Source organism: Atopobiaceae bacterium, assembly GCA_022483015.1.
In the GTDB taxonomy this organism is placed as follows: domain Bacteria; phylum Actinomycetota; class Coriobacteriia; order Coriobacteriales; family Atopobiaceae; genus JALCUE01.
The window spans coordinates 62,655-78,221 of record JAKVOB010000001.1 but is presented as its reverse complement, the minus strand read 5'-3'; the positions used below and the strand labels follow the sequence as shown (position 1 = coordinate 78,221).

Genomic DNA, 15,567 nt, shown 5'->3' with positions numbered 1-15,567 from the left:
CCCTTGACATGGCAGCACGCTGATACAGAATGGATGACATCATAGTAAACCAGTTTACCGCATAGAGGGCGTGGTGGGCTGGCAGGGACGGCACCCACGGTGCCGCGCGACCAGGGAGGCCCACATGGGTTGCTCGAGCATTCTTGACAGGTACATCCAACAGCTGATGGAGAACTCCACCCCCCAGGCCCCGGCATGGAACATCGAGAAGATGCGCAGCGGCAAGGAGAACACCTGGAACTACATCGACGGCTGCATGATCAAGGCCCTCCTCGAGTTCTATGACATCACCGCCGACAACTCGTACCTCATCTTCGCCGACCAGTACATCGACTACTTCGTGCAGGAGGACGGCTCGATCAGGCACTACGACCCGCTCGAGTACAACCTGGACAACGTCAACGCCGGCAAGACCCTCTACATCCTCTATGCCTACACCAAGAAGGAGAAGTACCGTCGCGCCATGGACACGATCTATGGCCAGCTCGAGCACCAACCCCGCACCAAGGAGGGCAACTTCTGGCACAAGCTCATCTATCCCAACCAGGTCTGGCTCGACGGCCTCTACATGGCCCAGCCGTTCTACATGCAGTACGAGCTGTCGTTCCACGACGGCCATGCCTGCTCCGACAGCTTCCACCAGTTCGAGAACGTCAGGAAGCTCATGCGCGACGACCGCAACGGGCTCTACTACCACGTGTACGACTCGTCGCGCTCCGACTTCTGGTGCGACCCCGTGACGGGGCTGTCCACCAACTTCTGGCTCCGCGCCGAGGGCTGGTTCGCCATGGCGCTCGTGGACACCTGGGAGATCATGCCCCCCAGCATGTCCGCCGAGCGTGACGAGCTGCGCTCCATGTTCAAGGACCTCATCGACTCGATGCTTCCCTACCAGGATGCCGAGACGGGCATGTGGCACCAGGTCATCAACATGCCCAAGTGCAAGCCCAACTACCTCGAGACGAGCGGATCGGCCATCTTCGCCAACGCCATCATGAAGGGCGTGCGCCTTGGCGTGCTCGAGGACGCCTACTACCCGTACGGCCGTCGCGCCTTCGACGGCATCTGCGAGCGCGAGCTCACCGAGGTCGACGGCGAGCTGCAGCTCGATGGCATCTGTCTGCAGGCAGGCATGGGCGACGGCGGCGGGCGCTTCGCCTATCGCGAGGGGACGTTCGACTACTACATGCGCGAGCCGGTCGTGAAGAACGACGCCAAGGGCGTGGCCCCGCTCATCCTTGCCTACATCGAGGTCATCAGGCATGATGGGCTCGAAGGTGAGTGCGGCGTCGACTTCGGCGCCGCCGACTAGGGAAGGACGTGCCATGAGCAGGCTCTCGGTGGGCATACGTCTTCACGACATGGAGCCAGCATCGCTCGAGCGTCGCCTCGAGATGGCCCATGAGCAGGGGTTCACCTGCGTGCACCTGGCGAGCAAGGTAGTCTATGCCGAGTACGGCATCGACCGGTTCGGTCTCACCCCGGGGCTGGCCGCGCACCTGCGCCGCGAGCTCGACCGGAACCACCTCGACTGCGCGGTCTTCGGCTGCTACAAGAACCTCGCCACGCCCTTCTCGTCGCAGCTCGACAACTACCTTGCCGAGTACGAGTCATGTGCCCGCTTCGCGGCGTGGATGGGTTGCGGCATCGTGGGCACCGAGACGGGAAGGCCCTCTGCCAACAACGAGGTCAATCCCGACCGCTTCGGCGACAAGGCCCTCGCGGCCTTCGTCGCCGCTCTCACCCGTGCGGTGGGGCCCTGCGCCCACTTCGGCGTGACGCTCGCCATCGAGCCTGGCTACAACGAGGTCGTCTGCACGCCTGAGCGCTGCCGTGGGGTGCTCGATGCGGTGGCGAGCCCCAACCTCGGCGTCATCTATGATCCGGTGGCGCTGCTCCACGCGTCCATCCTGCCCCAGGCCCAGGACGAGGTGGGACGCATGCTCGACCTCTGCGGCCGCGAGATACAGGTGCTCCACGCCAAGGACTGCGAGGTCGTGCCTGCGGACGTACCTGACATGGCTGGTGCCGTGGACGAGGCCGGCCGACTCGTCTGCCACGGCGCCGGCACCACGGGCTGCTTCGACCTCGCACCCATCGTGGCGTGGGCCGACCGCACGAAGCCCCATCTCCAGGCCGTGGTCGAGAACAGCACGCCCGAGACGGCCGTCGCGTCCAGGGAGTACCTGGAGCGTCTCTAGGCCGATCACCCGGTCCGAGTCAGAGGAGGGGCCCGCTCGACCGAGCGGGCCCCTCCTCTTGGCGATGCAATGTGACGGGCTCTCGTCATACGATGAGGGACATGGGCTCCTCGGACGAGATGGGGTCGGGCTGCTCCTCGTCGAACACGAAGTACTCGGGGAAGTCGGTGGCAAGCCGGTCGAAGAAGCTCACGTACCGGGCGAGGTGCGCGTGGATGAGGTCCAGGACCTCCTCGTCGGGTATGCCTCCGAGCGTGAGGTACCTGAAGAGGAACTCGTGGTCCTCGATCGAGGGGTGGTCGTAGCCGAAGAGCAGGCCCATGTAGCGCACCCGGTCATAGGGGGCGCTCGCCCTTCTGAGCTGCTCCCAGATGAAGTCCTTGCCCGCTGCCTGGTAGACGAGGCGGTGGAAGATGTTGTCGAGGTAGAGGTACTCGTCCTCCGGGCGGTTGCCTGCGGGAATCTCCCTCTGCGCCTCGAGGTTCTTCGAGAGGGCGGTGCGGTACTCGTTCGAGATCGACACGGCGACCTGCTTGAAGACGAGCGGCTCTATGGACGAGCGGAGGAAGCATCCCTGTCGCAGCATCGAGATGTCTATGCACGAGACGTGCGTGGCGCTCTGGGGCGCGACGTCGACGAGGTGGCGGTCGTTGAGCAGGGCCACGGCCTCATGGACCGGCGTGCGTGACAGGCCGAGCTTCTGGGCGATGGCACTCTCGCGAATCCAGGATCCAGGGGGCATGTAGAGCATGAGGATGTTGTAATAGAGGACCCGGTAGGAGTACGAGGACCCAGACTCGCCGTCGATCCGAGGTATGACCTGCATGCAGTCAGACGCCACGACTCCCGTGCGGCCCAATGACCCTGTCTTGGTGCTCGCCATGAAGACCTGCCCTCTGCTGGGCGCGCACCTCCGTGCGCGCGATGACCTGTGGATAGAGTATGGCATATTAGTGAGTTGGCAAGCGAGACCAGCATGAATGGACGTATATCAGACATGGACGGCAGCGTGAGGGCCGCACTACCATCCACTGTGCGCCCTTCCGAAAGGGCAAGTCGTCTGCTATAGTTAGCCAAGGTTAACATTCGTGAGGGACCTCGAACCGTCAAAGGGGGAGACATGGGGCTTCTGGACGGCATCATCCTCGCCGCCGTCGCCATCGCAGTCATCCTGTGCGTGCGGCATCTCCTGCGTGCCCGTTCCGACGGGGGCTGTGCCGGGTGCGGCCAGGCCGGCTCGTGCGCCTCGGCACGTACGGGGGTGGGCGAGTGCCCCTGTGGCCAGCGCATGGTGGACGACCTCTCGGCCGGGATGGAGCACTTCGATGGCGGGGTCGAGGAGGGCCCGAGATAGGGGTCCCTCTCGCCTTGCGGTCCCGCCCGTCCATGGAGGAGCCGTGGCATGCCCTCCCTCCAGGTGGCCTGCCATACCGTTCGCGGTCGGGCCGAAACATCGATGTAACACGTATGTGGGAAAGTGTCGACGCTAGGCGGAGCGTTGGCTCCCATTCGATTCTGACCTGTGAGGCAGCCTCATGACCAACGAGCAGAACATCGACTTCGTACTACGTACCGTCGAAGAGCGCGACATACGCTTCGTGCGGCTCTGGTTCACCGATGTCCTTGGGAACCTCAAGTCGTTCTCCATCTCGCCCGAGGACCTCGAGGAGGCCTTCGAGGAGGGCATCGGGTTCGACGGGTCCTCCGTGGACGGCTTCGCCCCGCAGGAGGAGTCGGACATGCTGGCCTTCCCCGACCCCGACACGTTCCAGATCCTGCCGTGGCGTCCCGAGGAGTCGGGCGTCGCCCGCATCTTCTGCGACATCAAGACGCCGGCTTGCGAGCCCTTCGCCGGCGACCCCCGCGCCTGCCTCGAGCGGGTCTTCCGCGCGGCCGACGAGCAGGGCTACATCTCGGTGGTGGGCCCCGAGCTCGAGTACTTCTACTTCGCCGACGACCATCTGGCCAAGCCGCTCGACGGGGCCGGCTACTTCGACCTCACGCCCACGGACTCGGCACGTGACCTGCGCCGCGACACCGTGCTCACCCTCGAGCAGATGTCGATCCCCGTCGAGTATTCCTATCATGACATCGCGCCGTCGCAGAACGGGCTCTCGCTCCGTCATGCTGAGGCGCTGAGCTCGGCAGACAACATCATGACGTCGCGACTCGTGGTCAAGCAGGTCGCCTTCTCGCACGACATGTTCGCCTCGTTCATGCCCAAGCCGTTCGCAGATGCGGCAGGGTCCGCCCTCTTCATGCACCAGTCGTTGTTCGACCACGAGGGCAACAACGTCTTCTGGGGCGAGGACACCGAGGACGGGAGCCACCTCTCTGACGTCGCCCGCCACTACGTGGCTGGCCTGCTCGCCTATGCGCCCGAGTATGCCCTCGTGACCAACCCGACCGTGAACTCCTACAAGCGCCTCGTGGACAATGGCGAGGTTCCCTGCTACACCACCTGGGGCCGCCGCAACCGTTCGGCCCTGGTGCGCGTCCCGTTGTACAAGCCGGGCAAGCAGGCCTCCTGCCGCGTCGAGCTCCGCCTGCCCGACGCCTCGTGCAATCCCTACCTCGCGATGGCGGTGACGCTCGCCGCCGGCATGCGCGGGATCCAGGACGGGCTCGAGCTTCCGGACGAGTGCCCCGGGAGCGATCCCAGCGTGGTCGATGCCACCCGTCTGCCCGGGAACCTCGGTGAGGCGGTCGAGGCCTTCTCCGCCAGCTCGCTCATGCGCGAGACCCTCGGCGACCACATCTTCGACTTCCTCGTGGAGCACAAGGGCGAGGAGTGGGACGAGTTCTCGAGCACGGTCACGGAGTGGGAGCGCGGTCGGAGCTACGCCGGCTTCTAGGCCCCACGCGTCCGCTCGCATATCTGACGAGGACCACGCCGCCTTCGGGTGGCGTGGTTTCGTTTTGTATCAGATAGCGAACAATCTGTATAGAATTTCGGATTCATGCAGCACCACGTGTCACAAGTCTGTTAACAAGACGGCATCCCATCCGTGGTCCCGCCTGGAGGGGCGAAAGTGGTACCTACGGCGGGAGGGGCATGTCCATGAGGGCATTCCCGCCGATACCTTGGACCAGACGGAGGGGGAGCGCAATGAACGGTGACAGCACAGGCATGCGGGGCGGCTCGATGAGTCGCAGGGGCTTCATCCAGGGCGCGGCTGCGGTCGTGCTCGGCCTGGGTGGCGCGGGCATCCTGGCCGGCTGCTCGGGCAGCTCGAGCAGCGCGACCACGACGGCGGCATCCACGACGGCCGCAGACACGTCAGGCTACACGACGGTCGAGTCGGGCAAGCTCATCGTCGCCTCCGACCTCGCCTACCCGCCCATGGAGTCCGTGCCTGACGGCGGCACGAACCCGGAGGGCTTCGACGTCGACATGATGAACGCGATCTGCGGGAAGCTGGGGCTCACCTGCGAGTACCTCCCGGCCCAGAAGTTCGACACCATCGTCCCCCTCATCAAGCAGGGCGGGAAGGCCGACGTGGGCGTCTCGAGCTTCACGATCACCGATGACCGCAAGGAGGAGATCGACTTCACCGACTCCTACATGGACTCGAACCAGGCCATGGTCGCACAGGTCGGGACGACCCTCGACAAGGACAGCCTCAACTCCTCGGACCACAAGGTCGCCGTGCAGTCGGGCACGACGGGCGAGGAGTGGGTCCAGGAGAACATGCCGCAGGCGACCTGCGTCCCGCTCGACGATGCCATCCAGGCCATGACCGGTGTCCAGACGGGCCTCTACGACGCCTGCGTGGCCGACCTGCCCGTCATGGACTACATGTGCAAGAACTCATACACCGACCTCAAGGTCATCCTCGAGATCCCGACGGGCGAGCAGTACGGCATCGTCGTGTCGAAGGACCAGCCCGGTCTCACGGCGGCGCTGAACGACGCGCTCAAGCAGATCGAGGACGACGGGACGATGGCCTCGCTGCAGACGAAGTGGTTCGGCACCACGCTCTAGGCGTCGACCACCTCGGGGCTGCCCCACCTCAAGGGGCGGATTGGAAGGGAGCATGGGCATGTCCAGATCGGGATCAGCCATACGGAGGCTCCGCACCCTCGTGGCGCTGGCGTTCGTCGCGCTCGTCGCATACGGTGCCGTGACATGGGTGCATCCGACGCAGGCTCAGGCCCTGACCTGCGACAAGGCTACGGCGCGGCCCAACGAGGACGGTGGCGACGGTGTCATCGGCGGAGAGACGACCCGTCTCACCTGGGAGGGCACGGTCGATTCGGCCGAGGACGTCACCAAGGTGACCTTGGCGGTCCCCGAGGGGGGCAGCTTCGACGGCTCGACGACGCGCGTCACCGTGCTTGCGGGGCTCAACCGTCAGGACGTCTCGGCTGACACGGAGACGTCGGGCACCTCCCTGGTGGTGACCTTCGGCCAGGCCATTCCCGAGGGCTCGCTCGTCCGCCTCGAGGTGACGGGCATGAGCTTCCCGGCCGACGGTGGTGACTACACCATCACGGGGACGTACGAGACGAACGGCGAGACGAGGTCCCTGCCCGAGTCCCCGTCCATCTCCGTGATCGCGAACACGCCGCTCCAGGCCGCCGTCTCATGGCTCGATGGCCAGGCCTGGGTGACGGCGTGGAACTCGAACCAGTTCCTGGGGATGTTCTTCAAGCCCCAGCTCCTGCTCACCTCGTTCGTCTCGCTGTTCAGCGGCTGGGTGGTCTGCCTGGGCATCGTGGTCGTGGCCTATCCCATAGCCATCGTGCTGGGTCTGTGCTTCGCGTTCATGAAGCTCGCCCGGCATCGCGTGGTACGCGCCATAGCCGTGACCTACATCAACGTCCTGCGCGGCACGCCTCTCTTCCTGCAGATCTACATCATGTTCTTCGGCCTGCCGATGGTCGGCGTCAACATCAACAACAACGTCCTGGGTGTCATCGTCATGGCCGTGAACTCGAGTGCCTATCTGGCTGAGATCTTCCGTGCCGGCATCCAGTCGATTCCCCAAGGCCAGTACGAGGCCGCGGCGAGCCTCGGCATGAACCGGGCCCAGACCATGGTCTCGATCATCCTGCCCCAGACGGTGCGGCGCGTGATCCCCACGGTGACGAGCGACTTCATCACCTCGTACAAGGACACGTCGCTCCTCTCGAGCGTAGGCGTCATGGAGCTCATGATGTTCTCGAAGAACCTCACGACGGTCTCGGGCAACATCACGCCGTACATGGCGGCCGCCATCTACTACCTCATCGTGACGCTGCCGCTCATCAAGGTCGTCGGCATCATCGAGAAGAACATCGCGCGCTCCGAGTCCGGCTCGGGACCCAGGCCCAAGGCCGGCAAGGCCCGTCTCGGGACGTCCCAGAAGGCTCCCGAGGCTGCCGCTGCCCCGACCTCGGTGCAGGCCTCGGTCAGGAAGCCGAGCGCATGGGGCGCCCTCATGGCCCCCTTCAAGGCTGGTGGGCATGACGATGCCGACGAGGTCATCGCCAGGATCGAGGCCGACGCCGTCCCGGCTGCCGGCGGCATGAGGGGAGGTGCCTCCGATGCATGCTAGCAAGGAGACCTTCGACGAGATTCCCGAGCCCCTCGCCCCCGAGGAGGCTGCCAGGTCGGCATTCGAGCATGACCAGGCCCTCTCGCGGCACGCCTTCGTGGAGGGCGAGCACCCCATCGTCCGTATCGAGCACCTCAACAAGACCTTCGGGGACAACGTCGTCCTGAGGGACGTGAACCTCGACATATGGCCGGGCGAGGTCGTCGTGGTGCTGGGACCATCGGGGTCCGGCAAGTCGACGATGCTCCGGTGCATCAACCTGCTCGAGACGCCCACGGCAGGGCATATCCTCATCAACGACGCCGAGATCACGGGCAAGAGGAAGACCGACGTCAACGAGCTGCGCAAGCATCTGGGGATGGTCTTCCAGAGCTTCAACCTCTTCCCGCACCTCTCGGCCCTGGGCAACGTCATGATCGGCCAGACCAAGGTGCTGGGCAAGGACAAGGCCGAGGCCGAGAAGGAGGCCCTGCGCCAGCTCGACGCAGTGGGCCTCTCCGACCGCGCGGACTACAGGCCCGCACAGCTCTCTGGCGGCCAGCAGCAGCGGGTGGCCATCGCGCGCGCCGTGGCGATGCACCCCGACGTCCTGCTGTTCGACGAGCCCACGAGCGCGCTCGACCCGGAGCTCGTGCGAGGCGTCCTCGACGTCATGCGCGACCTGGCCGAGAACGGAGGCATGACCATGGTCGTGGTGACCCACGAGATGGGGTTCGCCCGCGACGTGGCCGACCGCGTCGTGTTCATGGAGGACGGCGTGGTGGTCGAGCAGGGGCTCCCCGAGGACGTCTTCGACCATCCGCAGCAGGACCGCACGGCCTCCTTCATCGGCAACATCAAGGAGATCTAGCGCATCCGCAGAAGTCCGCACCTTGTGGAGGGCGGTCCGGCACGCTGGTGCCAGGCCGCCCTCCGCGTGCGTATCGCCAGCGTGACCGCTTCGTTTCATCACAACTGTGTTAACAAGTCCCCATCGTTTCTCGGCGGTAACAAACGGGGGCCACCCTATGAGTCGAACGTTCGCAGCGGCTGGGGGACATCGCTCGTCCCCTGGCCGACCGTCTGGGGAAGGGGCAGGTCATGAAGAGGGACGACGCAGGCGATTCGGCACGGCGGTTTTCGAGTGATGCCCAAGCCCCTGCTGCCTGTGCTATTCTCAGGGTACTGCGATGAGGTGGATATCGAGGGATTCAGCCTCATCACACCGGAAGGCATGGGGGTCTCAGAGGATGCATCATAAGAACATCCTGCTCATAGCTCGGACCACGCGGCATCACGAACGTATGCGCGAGCTTTCGCATGCCTTGGACGTATCGGTGCTGCTGGCGACCCCCGACACCTTCAACCAGGCCATCACGAGCGGTCATGACTTCGACCTCGTGGTGCTTGACGTCGCCGGTATCATGCAGGACCTTATGGACGCCGTCGAGGCCTATGTGGGCGAGAACGGCTGCATCCCCATGCTCATCGTGGTCGACGAGGACAAGCTCCCCGCGCTCCACATGCCGGTGCAGGGCCACTCCGACTTCATCCTTGCCACGGCAGGCGAGTCCGAGTTCGAGGTACGGTGCGCCCAGCTGCTCTGGCCAGGCGAGGAGAACGCCCCCTCCGACATCATCACGGTCGACGACATGACGATCAACCTGGCGACCTACCAGGTCTATATCGATGACAAGCCCGTCGACCTCACGCTCATGGAGTACTCGCTCCTGAGCTTCCTGGCGACGCATCCCAGCCGGGCCTACTCTCGCGAGACGCTGCTCCATCGCGTGTGGGGGTTCGAGTACTGCGGCGGCACGCGTACGGTCGACGTGCATATCCGTCGCGTGCGCTCGAAGGTCGGACCTCAGGTCGCCTCGCACATCGCGACGGTACGTGGCGTGGGCTACCTCTTCAAGCTGTAGCTGCGGCCGCGTCCTTCTCCCCAGTTTTCAGAAACATACAAACGTTGTCCCCCTCCCATGCTCATGGCGTGTGGGACGGCCTCATGCGGAGCACAAGGGGTACAACGATGGTCGGAGGGTTCCCTCGGGGCAGCCCTGCCTCACGCTCGCAAGGATGAATCCCCTGCCTCAGGCGGGGGAATCGATAGAAGGGAACAAACGTGGAAACGACCAACGGCAACCGTCCTCCCGTCCCATCGGGCATGGCAGGGTCACAGGACCCCAACGCCACCGCGCAGCAGCCGACGGCGCAGGCCTGGCAGCAGCCGGTCGCCCAGCCTTCGGGTGACGGCGGCAAGCACAAGGGGAAGGGCGGCTCCCACACGGTGCGCACGGTCTTGGTGAGCGTCATCTGCGGCATCGCGGGTGCGGCTGCCCTCGTGGCCGTGCTCATGTTCACAGGCGTGATCAAGACCGGCTCCTCCTCGACCTCGACGTCGTCGAGCTCGGCGGGGCAGACCATCGACATCACGACCTCGGACACGGAGGCCACGACGGCTGAGGCCGTCTCGGCGAAGTGCCTGCCCTCGGTGGTCTCCATCACGATCACGACCTCCTCCTCCACAGGCATCGGCTCCGGCGTGATCCTCGACACCTCGGGCAACATCCTCACCAACTACCACGTGATCGAGGACGCCCAGACCATCTCGGTGAGCGTCGACGGCAACAGCTATGACGGCACCGTCGTGGGCTCGGACGAGTCGAGCGACCTCGCCGTCGTCAAGATCGACCCCGGCGATGCCACGCTCACGCCCATCGAGGTCGGGGATTCCGACTCGCTCGTCGTGGGTGAGTGGGTCATGTCGATCGGCAGCCCCTTCGGCCTCGACCAGTCCGTCTCTGACGGCATCGTGAGCTCGCTCTATCGCTCCACGATGCTCAAGTCCACGAGCGGCAACACCATCTACACCAACCTCATCCAGACCGATGCCGCCATCAACCCTGGCAACTCCGGCGGCGCGCTCGTGAACAAGGAGGGCAAGCTCGTCGGCATCAACTCCATCATCGAGAGCGAGAGCGGCTCGAGCTCGGGGGTCGGCTTCGCCATCCCCGGCAACTATGCGGTGGAGGTCGCCAACACGATCATCTCGGGTGGTACCGTCACCCATGCCTACCTGGGCTGCTCGCTGCAGACGGTCAACGCCTACAACGCCAGGAGCAACAACCTCTCGGTGAACCAGGGCGCCTACGTGTCCTCCGTCACCGACGGGAGCCCCGCTGCGACGGCGGGCATCCAGAAGGGCGACATCATCACGAAGCTGGGATCCGATGACGTCGAGTCCGCCGACGCCCTGATCCTCGCGGTGCGCAGCCACAAGACGGGTGACGTGGTGGACGTGGTGCTCACGCGCGGCAGCCAGCAGATGACGGTCTCGGTCACCCTGGGCTCCGACGAGGAGCTGCAGAAGGAGGAGAGCTCCTCCAGCTCCAGCTCTGGTTCGAGCAGTTCGAGCTCAGGCAGCTCGAACTCGGGCTCGAGCAACTCGCTCGAGAACCTCCTGAACGGTCTGGGGTATGGCAACTCGGGTAGCTCCAGCAGCTCGAACGGCTCTGGCAGCTCCAACGGGTCCACGGGCTCCTATGGCTCGGACAGCAGGTCGTCCTCGTCCAGCTCGTCCGACCAGGCCTCGTCAGATGGCACCGAATCATACGTGGCGTCCATCGAGCCCCTCGATACCTCCGAGGTCTCGGCGTAGCCGTCCTCGTGCATGTGGCGTGACTCGGGCGGCCCGGCATCCAGTGCCGGGCCGCTTTCTCGTCCCTGGACATCGGTCTGGCGAGAAGGACGTCGACTCATGTCCCGGGCGTGCGATAGCATGGGCTCACACAAGGGGACAGGAGGACGCCCGTGCGCTTCATCCATACGGCAGACCTGCACATAGGCAAGAGGCTGGGTGGTCTCTCGCTCGAGGGGGACATGGCCCATCTCCTGGGCTGGCTCGCCGACCTCGTCATGAGCGAGCAGGCGGATGCCTTGGTGGTCGCAGGCGACGTCTTCGACGCGCCGATACCGCCCGAGTCGGCAGTCTCGATGTGGGACGGCTTCGTGTGCCGGATGGCCGAGCGGGGCGTATGCCTCATGGCCATCGGGGGCAACCATGACTCGGGGGTCCGTCTCGGGTATGGGGCACGGCTTGCGAAGGATGCGGGCGTCCATGTGGCAGGCGAGCTCACCGGTGACGTGCCCCGCGTCGTATGCGAGGACGTCACGTTCTGGCTCCTGCCCTTCGTCCGTCCCGCGGACGTCCGCGCCTGGGGCCGTGCGCGGGGGTCGGAGGTCGAGGGGCCCCTCTCGTATGACGATGCGGTCCGTCTCGTGCTCGATGACGTGCGGGCACGCCCCGAGTACGCCGAGTCTTGCAGGAACGTCCTGGTCGCGCACCAGTTCGTGACAGCCGGCGGCTCGGAGCCCGACCGGAGCGACTCCGAGCGCATGAGCCTCGGCACGCTCGACAACGTGGATGCGCACGTCTTCGACGGCTTCGACTACGTCGCCCTGGGACATGTCCACAGGCCCCAGCGCGTGGGCCGCGAGACGCTGCGCTATGCCGGAAGCCCGCTGGCATTCTCGACCTCGGAGGTCCCCTATCCCAAGTCGGTCGCGGTCGTGGACATGGCACGGGGCGCGGAGCCCGGCATACGCTGCGTGCCCGTGGAGCCGCTCCATGCGTTCCGGGTCGAGCGGGGGGCGTTCGACGAGCTCAAGGAGAGGGGCGCGGCCGAGTCGGAGGACCGCCGTCAGGACTACGTGGCCGCCTGCGTCACCGATGACGACGAGCCGCTCGACGTGGCGCAGCGCCTTCGGTCCGTCTGGGCCAACCTGGTGGGCGTGACCTTCGACAACGCACGTACGGCGGCGGCAGGCGCCGCCGTGGCTGCCACGACCGAGGTCGACGATGCCGAGCTGCCCGAGCTCTTCTCGGAGTTCTACGAGGACCAGGCCGGCCAGCCCCTCACGGCTGACGAACAGGCGGTCGTGGCGTCCACGCTCGACGAGGCCCTGGGAGGCGAGGCCCGATGAGACCCCTCAGGCTCGTGCTCTCGGCTTTCGGCCCCTATGCGGACGAGCAGGTCATCGACTTCTCGTCCATGGGCAGCCATGGGCTCTTCCTCATCTGCGGTGACACGGGTGCTGGCAAGACCATGCTGTTCGATGCCATTACGTATGCCCTGTACGGGAGGTCCTCGGGCGCCGACCGCCCGAGCGAGTCGCTCCGTAGCCAGCTGGCCGATGCCTCGGCGCTGAGCGGCGTCACCTTCACCTTCGAGCAGGCGGGCCGCACGTACGTGGCCCGACGCCATAGCAGGAGGGTCAAGAAGCGCAACGATGCGGATGCCGTCGAGTACACGACCACGATGAGCCTCGAGTGCGGCGACGACGTCCTCGCCTCGAGCCAGAAGGCGATGGACTCGGCGGTCTGTGACCTGCTCGGTCTCGAGTACGACCAGTTCTGCCAGGTGACCATGATCGCCCAGGGGGCCTTCCGCGAGCTGCTCTGTGCGGAGCCGGGCCAACGCGAGAAGGTCATGCGCAGGATCTTCGGCACCCAGGGGATCATGCGCTTCCAGGACCTGCTCAAGGCGCGGGCCGCATCCTCGGCGCGTGAGCTCGAGGCCGCCCGGGTGGCGTTCGACACCCAGGTCGAGGGGCTCGACCTGGGTGATGCTTCGACCGAGGCGGCAGACCTCGTCGCCCGTCTCAGGGAGGGTGGCACCCGCCCCTCGCTCGTGGCCGCCGACTGGCAGGATGCGGTGTCCGGCGTCGTCGACGAGCAGGTCGCAGCCGAGGTGCGCCTCTCGGCTGCGGCAGAGGCGACGCGTGTGGCGAGCTCCCGGGCAAAGGCGGCCCTCACCACGGCGCAGGACCAGGTGAAGGCCCTGAATGACGTCCGTGACGCCACAGCGGCGCTTCATGCGGCGGACGTGTCCCGCTCTGCCGCCGCGGACGGACTCGCCAAGGCGCAGGCCGCCTTCGACGACGGCCATGCCGCGCTCGTGAGCCGTGAGCAGACGCTGGCCGAGGCCCTCCCTCGCTATGACGAGCTGGGAAGGGCGCGTGCGGAGCTCGAGAGGGCCAAGGCCACCCACGTCACGGCCAAGGCCGCCCTGTCGGAGCTCGAGGCGCACGCTGCCACGGTCGCGGACGGGCTTGCCCGTGACCGTGCGCGCCTCAAGGAGCTCCCGGCCGTCGTGAGGGACCGCGAGTCGTGCGTCACGGACCGTGCCGCATCCCTCGAGCGGGGCAAGGACCTCCGTGCGCTCATCGATGACCTCGAGGCCGTCGACCACGATCGGGGGAGCCTCGCCATGTCGGTCGATGCGGCGAGGGGCCTTGCTGCCGCGACCTCGACCGCGCGCTCGGCCTCGGACTCGGCCTTCGCCGCCTACATGGCGGATGACGCCTCGTTCCTCGCGTCGCGCCTCGTCACGGGAAAGCCCTGTCCCGTCTGTGGCTCGTGCGAGCATCCCCGCCCGGCGTCGGCGCGCACCGACGCCCCCTCGCGCGAGGAGGTCGATGCCCTGCGGACGGCACTCGACGAGGCCGTCGAGGCCGAGTCCCAGGCGCAGCAGGACGCGGCCTCCCAGAAGGCCACGCTCGACGAGCACACGCGCACGGCCTTCGCCCGTGCCGCCGGGCTCCTCCCCGACGTGACCCCTGATGACGTGCGGGGCGCGCTCGCGAGGGCACATGCGGAGCGAGACCGGGTGGCCGAGGACTACCGTCGCCTCGACGAGCGGCTCAAGCAGCTCGATCGGGCAAAGGAGGAGCTTGACGGCATCGAGCGGCGTCAAGGTGGCCTCGAGCGGGACCTTGCCACGACGCAGGACTCGCTCTCGTCCGCGAGGGACGCCGTCTCCGCGGCCTCCGCGACCGTGGCGACGGCTGGCGAGCGTGCCTCGGCTCTGGCCCGTGACCTGCCCCTTCCCGATGCGGCCTCCGCGACGTCAGAGCTCGCAGACATCAGAAGGCATCGGGCCGCCATCGAGGATGCCCTCGAGGATGCCCGGAAGGCCGACCTCTCCGCGGCCGCCGCTCAGGCCGCTGCCGGCTCGACGCTCGCCGAGCGCGGGCGCCGGCGCGATGCCCTCGGACTCTCCCAGGAGGACCAGGCGCCCGACCTCGACGAGGCTCGTGGCCTGATGGATGAGGCCTCCGCCTCCGAGCGTGAGGCCGCGGCATCCCTGTCCGCAGAGCAGGGGCTGCTGATGTCCAGCCGCAAGGTGCTCGGCCAGGTCAAGGGGGCCTGTCCACGCCTCATCGAGCTCGAGAGGGCGTCCGCGGCCTCCTCGCGCCTCTCTGGCGTCGCGAACGGACAGCTCTCCGGAACCTCCCGCCTCTCCTTCGAGCGCTATGTGATGGGGTTCTACTTCGACCAGGTCCTGGCCTGTGCCAACCAGCGTCTCTCGCGCATGACGGACGGCAACTACGAGTTGGTCCGTAGGGCGGACGAGAAGGGCTCTGCCAAGGCCGGCCTCGGCATCGACGTGCTCGACCATCGCACGGGGGCCTCGAGGCCCGCTGGGACCCTCTCGGGTGGCGAGTCGTTCGAGGCATCGCTGTCGCTCGCGCTCGGCCTGTCAGACTATGCCCAGCGCGTCGCCGGTGGCGTCCAGATCGACTCCGTCTTCATCGACGAGGGATTCGGCACGCTCGACCCCGATACGCTGGAGGCCGTCATGGACGTGCTCTCGGGGCTCGCCTCGGCGGACTGCCTGGTGGGCGTCATCAGCCATGTGGCCGAGCTCGAGGACCGCATCCCCAACCAGGTGCGGGTCACCAGGGAGTCCGGGGGAAGCGTCGCGGAGGTGGTCTGCGGATAGGGGACGCGCCCCGACCCATGCCGTCGCTGGGGTAGGATGACAACGTATCGTTCGACGCGA

At 66.4% G+C, this 15,567-nt stretch carries 12 protein-coding genes; 11 read left to right on the top strand and 1 reads right to left on the bottom strand.

The window, feature by feature from the left end:
- Positions 1-124 precede the first annotated feature (124 nt).
- Entirely contained in the window at positions 125-1,312 is a 1,188-nt protein-coding gene (locus LKE50_00320) for a glycoside hydrolase family 88 protein (protein ID MCH3967088.1), read from the top strand.
- A gap of 13 nt (positions 1,313-1,325) precedes the next feature.
- Positions 1,326-2,201, top strand: a complete 876-nt coding sequence (locus LKE50_00315; protein MCH3967087.1) for a sugar phosphate isomerase/epimerase — start codon at positions 1,326-1,328, stop codon at positions 2,199-2,201.
- A gap of 85 nt (positions 2,202-2,286) precedes the next feature.
- Here the strand turns inward: LKE50_00315 and LKE50_00310 are convergent, their stop codons facing one another.
- Positions 2,287-3,084 carry a GntR family transcriptional regulator gene (locus LKE50_00310; GenBank protein ID MCH3967086.1) on the bottom strand — a complete coding sequence of 266 codons (798 nt, stop codon included), beginning with the start codon at positions 3,082-3,084 and terminating at the stop codon, positions 2,287-2,289.
- A 237-nt stretch (positions 3,085-3,321) separates the two neighbouring features.
- Here LKE50_00310 and LKE50_00305 point away from each other — a divergent pair, with 237 nt between their 5' ends.
- The 9 genes from LKE50_00305 (at position 3,322) to LKE50_00265 (ending at position 15,507) form a co-directional block, all read left to right on the top strand.
- The gene (locus LKE50_00305) at positions 3,322-3,555 is read left to right on the top strand and encodes a FeoB-associated Cys-rich membrane protein (protein MCH3967085.1); all 234 of its coding nucleotides are present in this window, start codon (positions 3,322-3,324) and stop codon (positions 3,553-3,555) included.
- A 181-nt stretch (positions 3,556-3,736) separates the two neighbouring features.
- Positions 3,737-5,056 (top strand): glutamine synthetase family protein, encoded by a 1,320-nt coding sequence (locus tag LKE50_00300; protein ID MCH3967084.1) that lies wholly within the window; start codon positions 3,737-3,739, stop codon positions 5,054-5,056.
- 254 nt (positions 5,057-5,310) lie between these two features.
- On the top strand, positions 5,311-6,186 hold the full coding sequence (locus LKE50_00295) for an ABC transporter substrate-binding protein (protein MCH3967083.1): 876 nt from the start codon (positions 5,311-5,313) through the stop codon (positions 6,184-6,186).
- A 58-nt stretch (positions 6,187-6,244) separates the two neighbouring features.
- Complete coding sequence (locus tag LKE50_00290; GenBank protein MCH3967082.1) at positions 6,245-7,741, top strand: amino acid ABC transporter permease; 1,497 nt, start codon at positions 6,245-6,247, stop codon at positions 7,739-7,741.
- Positions 7,742-7,856: 115 nt separating this feature from the next.
- Entirely contained in the window at positions 7,857-8,591 is a 735-nt protein-coding gene (locus LKE50_00285) for an amino acid ABC transporter ATP-binding protein (GenBank protein MCH3967081.1), read from the top strand.
- A 379-nt stretch (positions 8,592-8,970) separates the two neighbouring features.
- The gene (locus LKE50_00280) at positions 8,971-9,645 is read left to right on the top strand and encodes a response regulator transcription factor (protein ID MCH3967080.1); all 675 of its coding nucleotides are present in this window, start codon (positions 8,971-8,973) and stop codon (positions 9,643-9,645) included.
- Between the two features lie 200 nt (positions 9,646-9,845).
- Positions 9,846-11,381: a trypsin-like peptidase domain-containing protein gene (locus LKE50_00275; protein MCH3967079.1), complete on the top strand. Its 1,536-nt coding sequence runs from the start codon at positions 9,846-9,848 to the stop codon at positions 11,379-11,381.
- A 152-nt stretch (positions 11,382-11,533) separates the two neighbouring features.
- Entirely contained in the window at positions 11,534-12,706 is a 1,173-nt protein-coding gene (locus tag LKE50_00270) for an exonuclease SbcCD subunit D (GenBank protein ID MCH3967078.1), read from the top strand.
- Positions 12,703-15,507, top strand: a complete 2,805-nt coding sequence (locus tag LKE50_00265; GenBank protein ID MCH3967077.1) for an SMC family ATPase — start codon at positions 12,703-12,705, stop codon at positions 15,505-15,507. The genes LKE50_00270 and LKE50_00265 overlap by 4 nt, the downstream gene beginning before the upstream one ends.
- Positions 15,508-15,567: the final 60 nt, after the last annotated feature.

Excerpts from the sequence above, each read along its gene's own strand:
- LKE50_00320 (MCH3967088.1), top strand. The coding sequence starts at position 125 with ATGGGTTGCTCGAGCATTCTTGACAGGTACATCCAACAGCTGATGGAG.
- LKE50_00315 (MCH3967087.1), top strand. The coding sequence starts at position 1,326 with ATGAGCAGGCTCTCGGTGGGCATACGTCTTCACGACATGGAGCCAGCA.
- LKE50_00310 (MCH3967086.1), bottom strand. The coding sequence starts at position 3,084 with ATGGCGAGCACCAAGACAGGGTCATTGGGCCGCACGGGAGTCGTGGCG.
- LKE50_00305 (MCH3967085.1), top strand. The coding sequence starts at position 3,322 with ATGGGGCTTCTGGACGGCATCATCCTCGCCGCCGTCGCCATCGCAGTC.
- LKE50_00300 (MCH3967084.1), top strand. The coding sequence starts at position 3,737 with ATGACCAACGAGCAGAACATCGACTTCGTACTACGTACCGTCGAAGAG.
- LKE50_00295 (MCH3967083.1), top strand. The coding sequence starts at position 5,311 with ATGAACGGTGACAGCACAGGCATGCGGGGCGGCTCGATGAGTCGCAGG.
- LKE50_00290 (MCH3967082.1), top strand. The coding sequence starts at position 6,245 with ATGTCCAGATCGGGATCAGCCATACGGAGGCTCCGCACCCTCGTGGCG.
- LKE50_00280 (MCH3967080.1), top strand. The coding sequence starts at position 8,971 with ATGCATCATAAGAACATCCTGCTCATAGCTCGGACCACGCGGCATCAC.
- LKE50_00265 (MCH3967077.1), top strand. The coding sequence starts at position 12,703 with ATGAGACCCCTCAGGCTCGTGCTCTCGGCTTTCGGCCCCTATGCGGAC.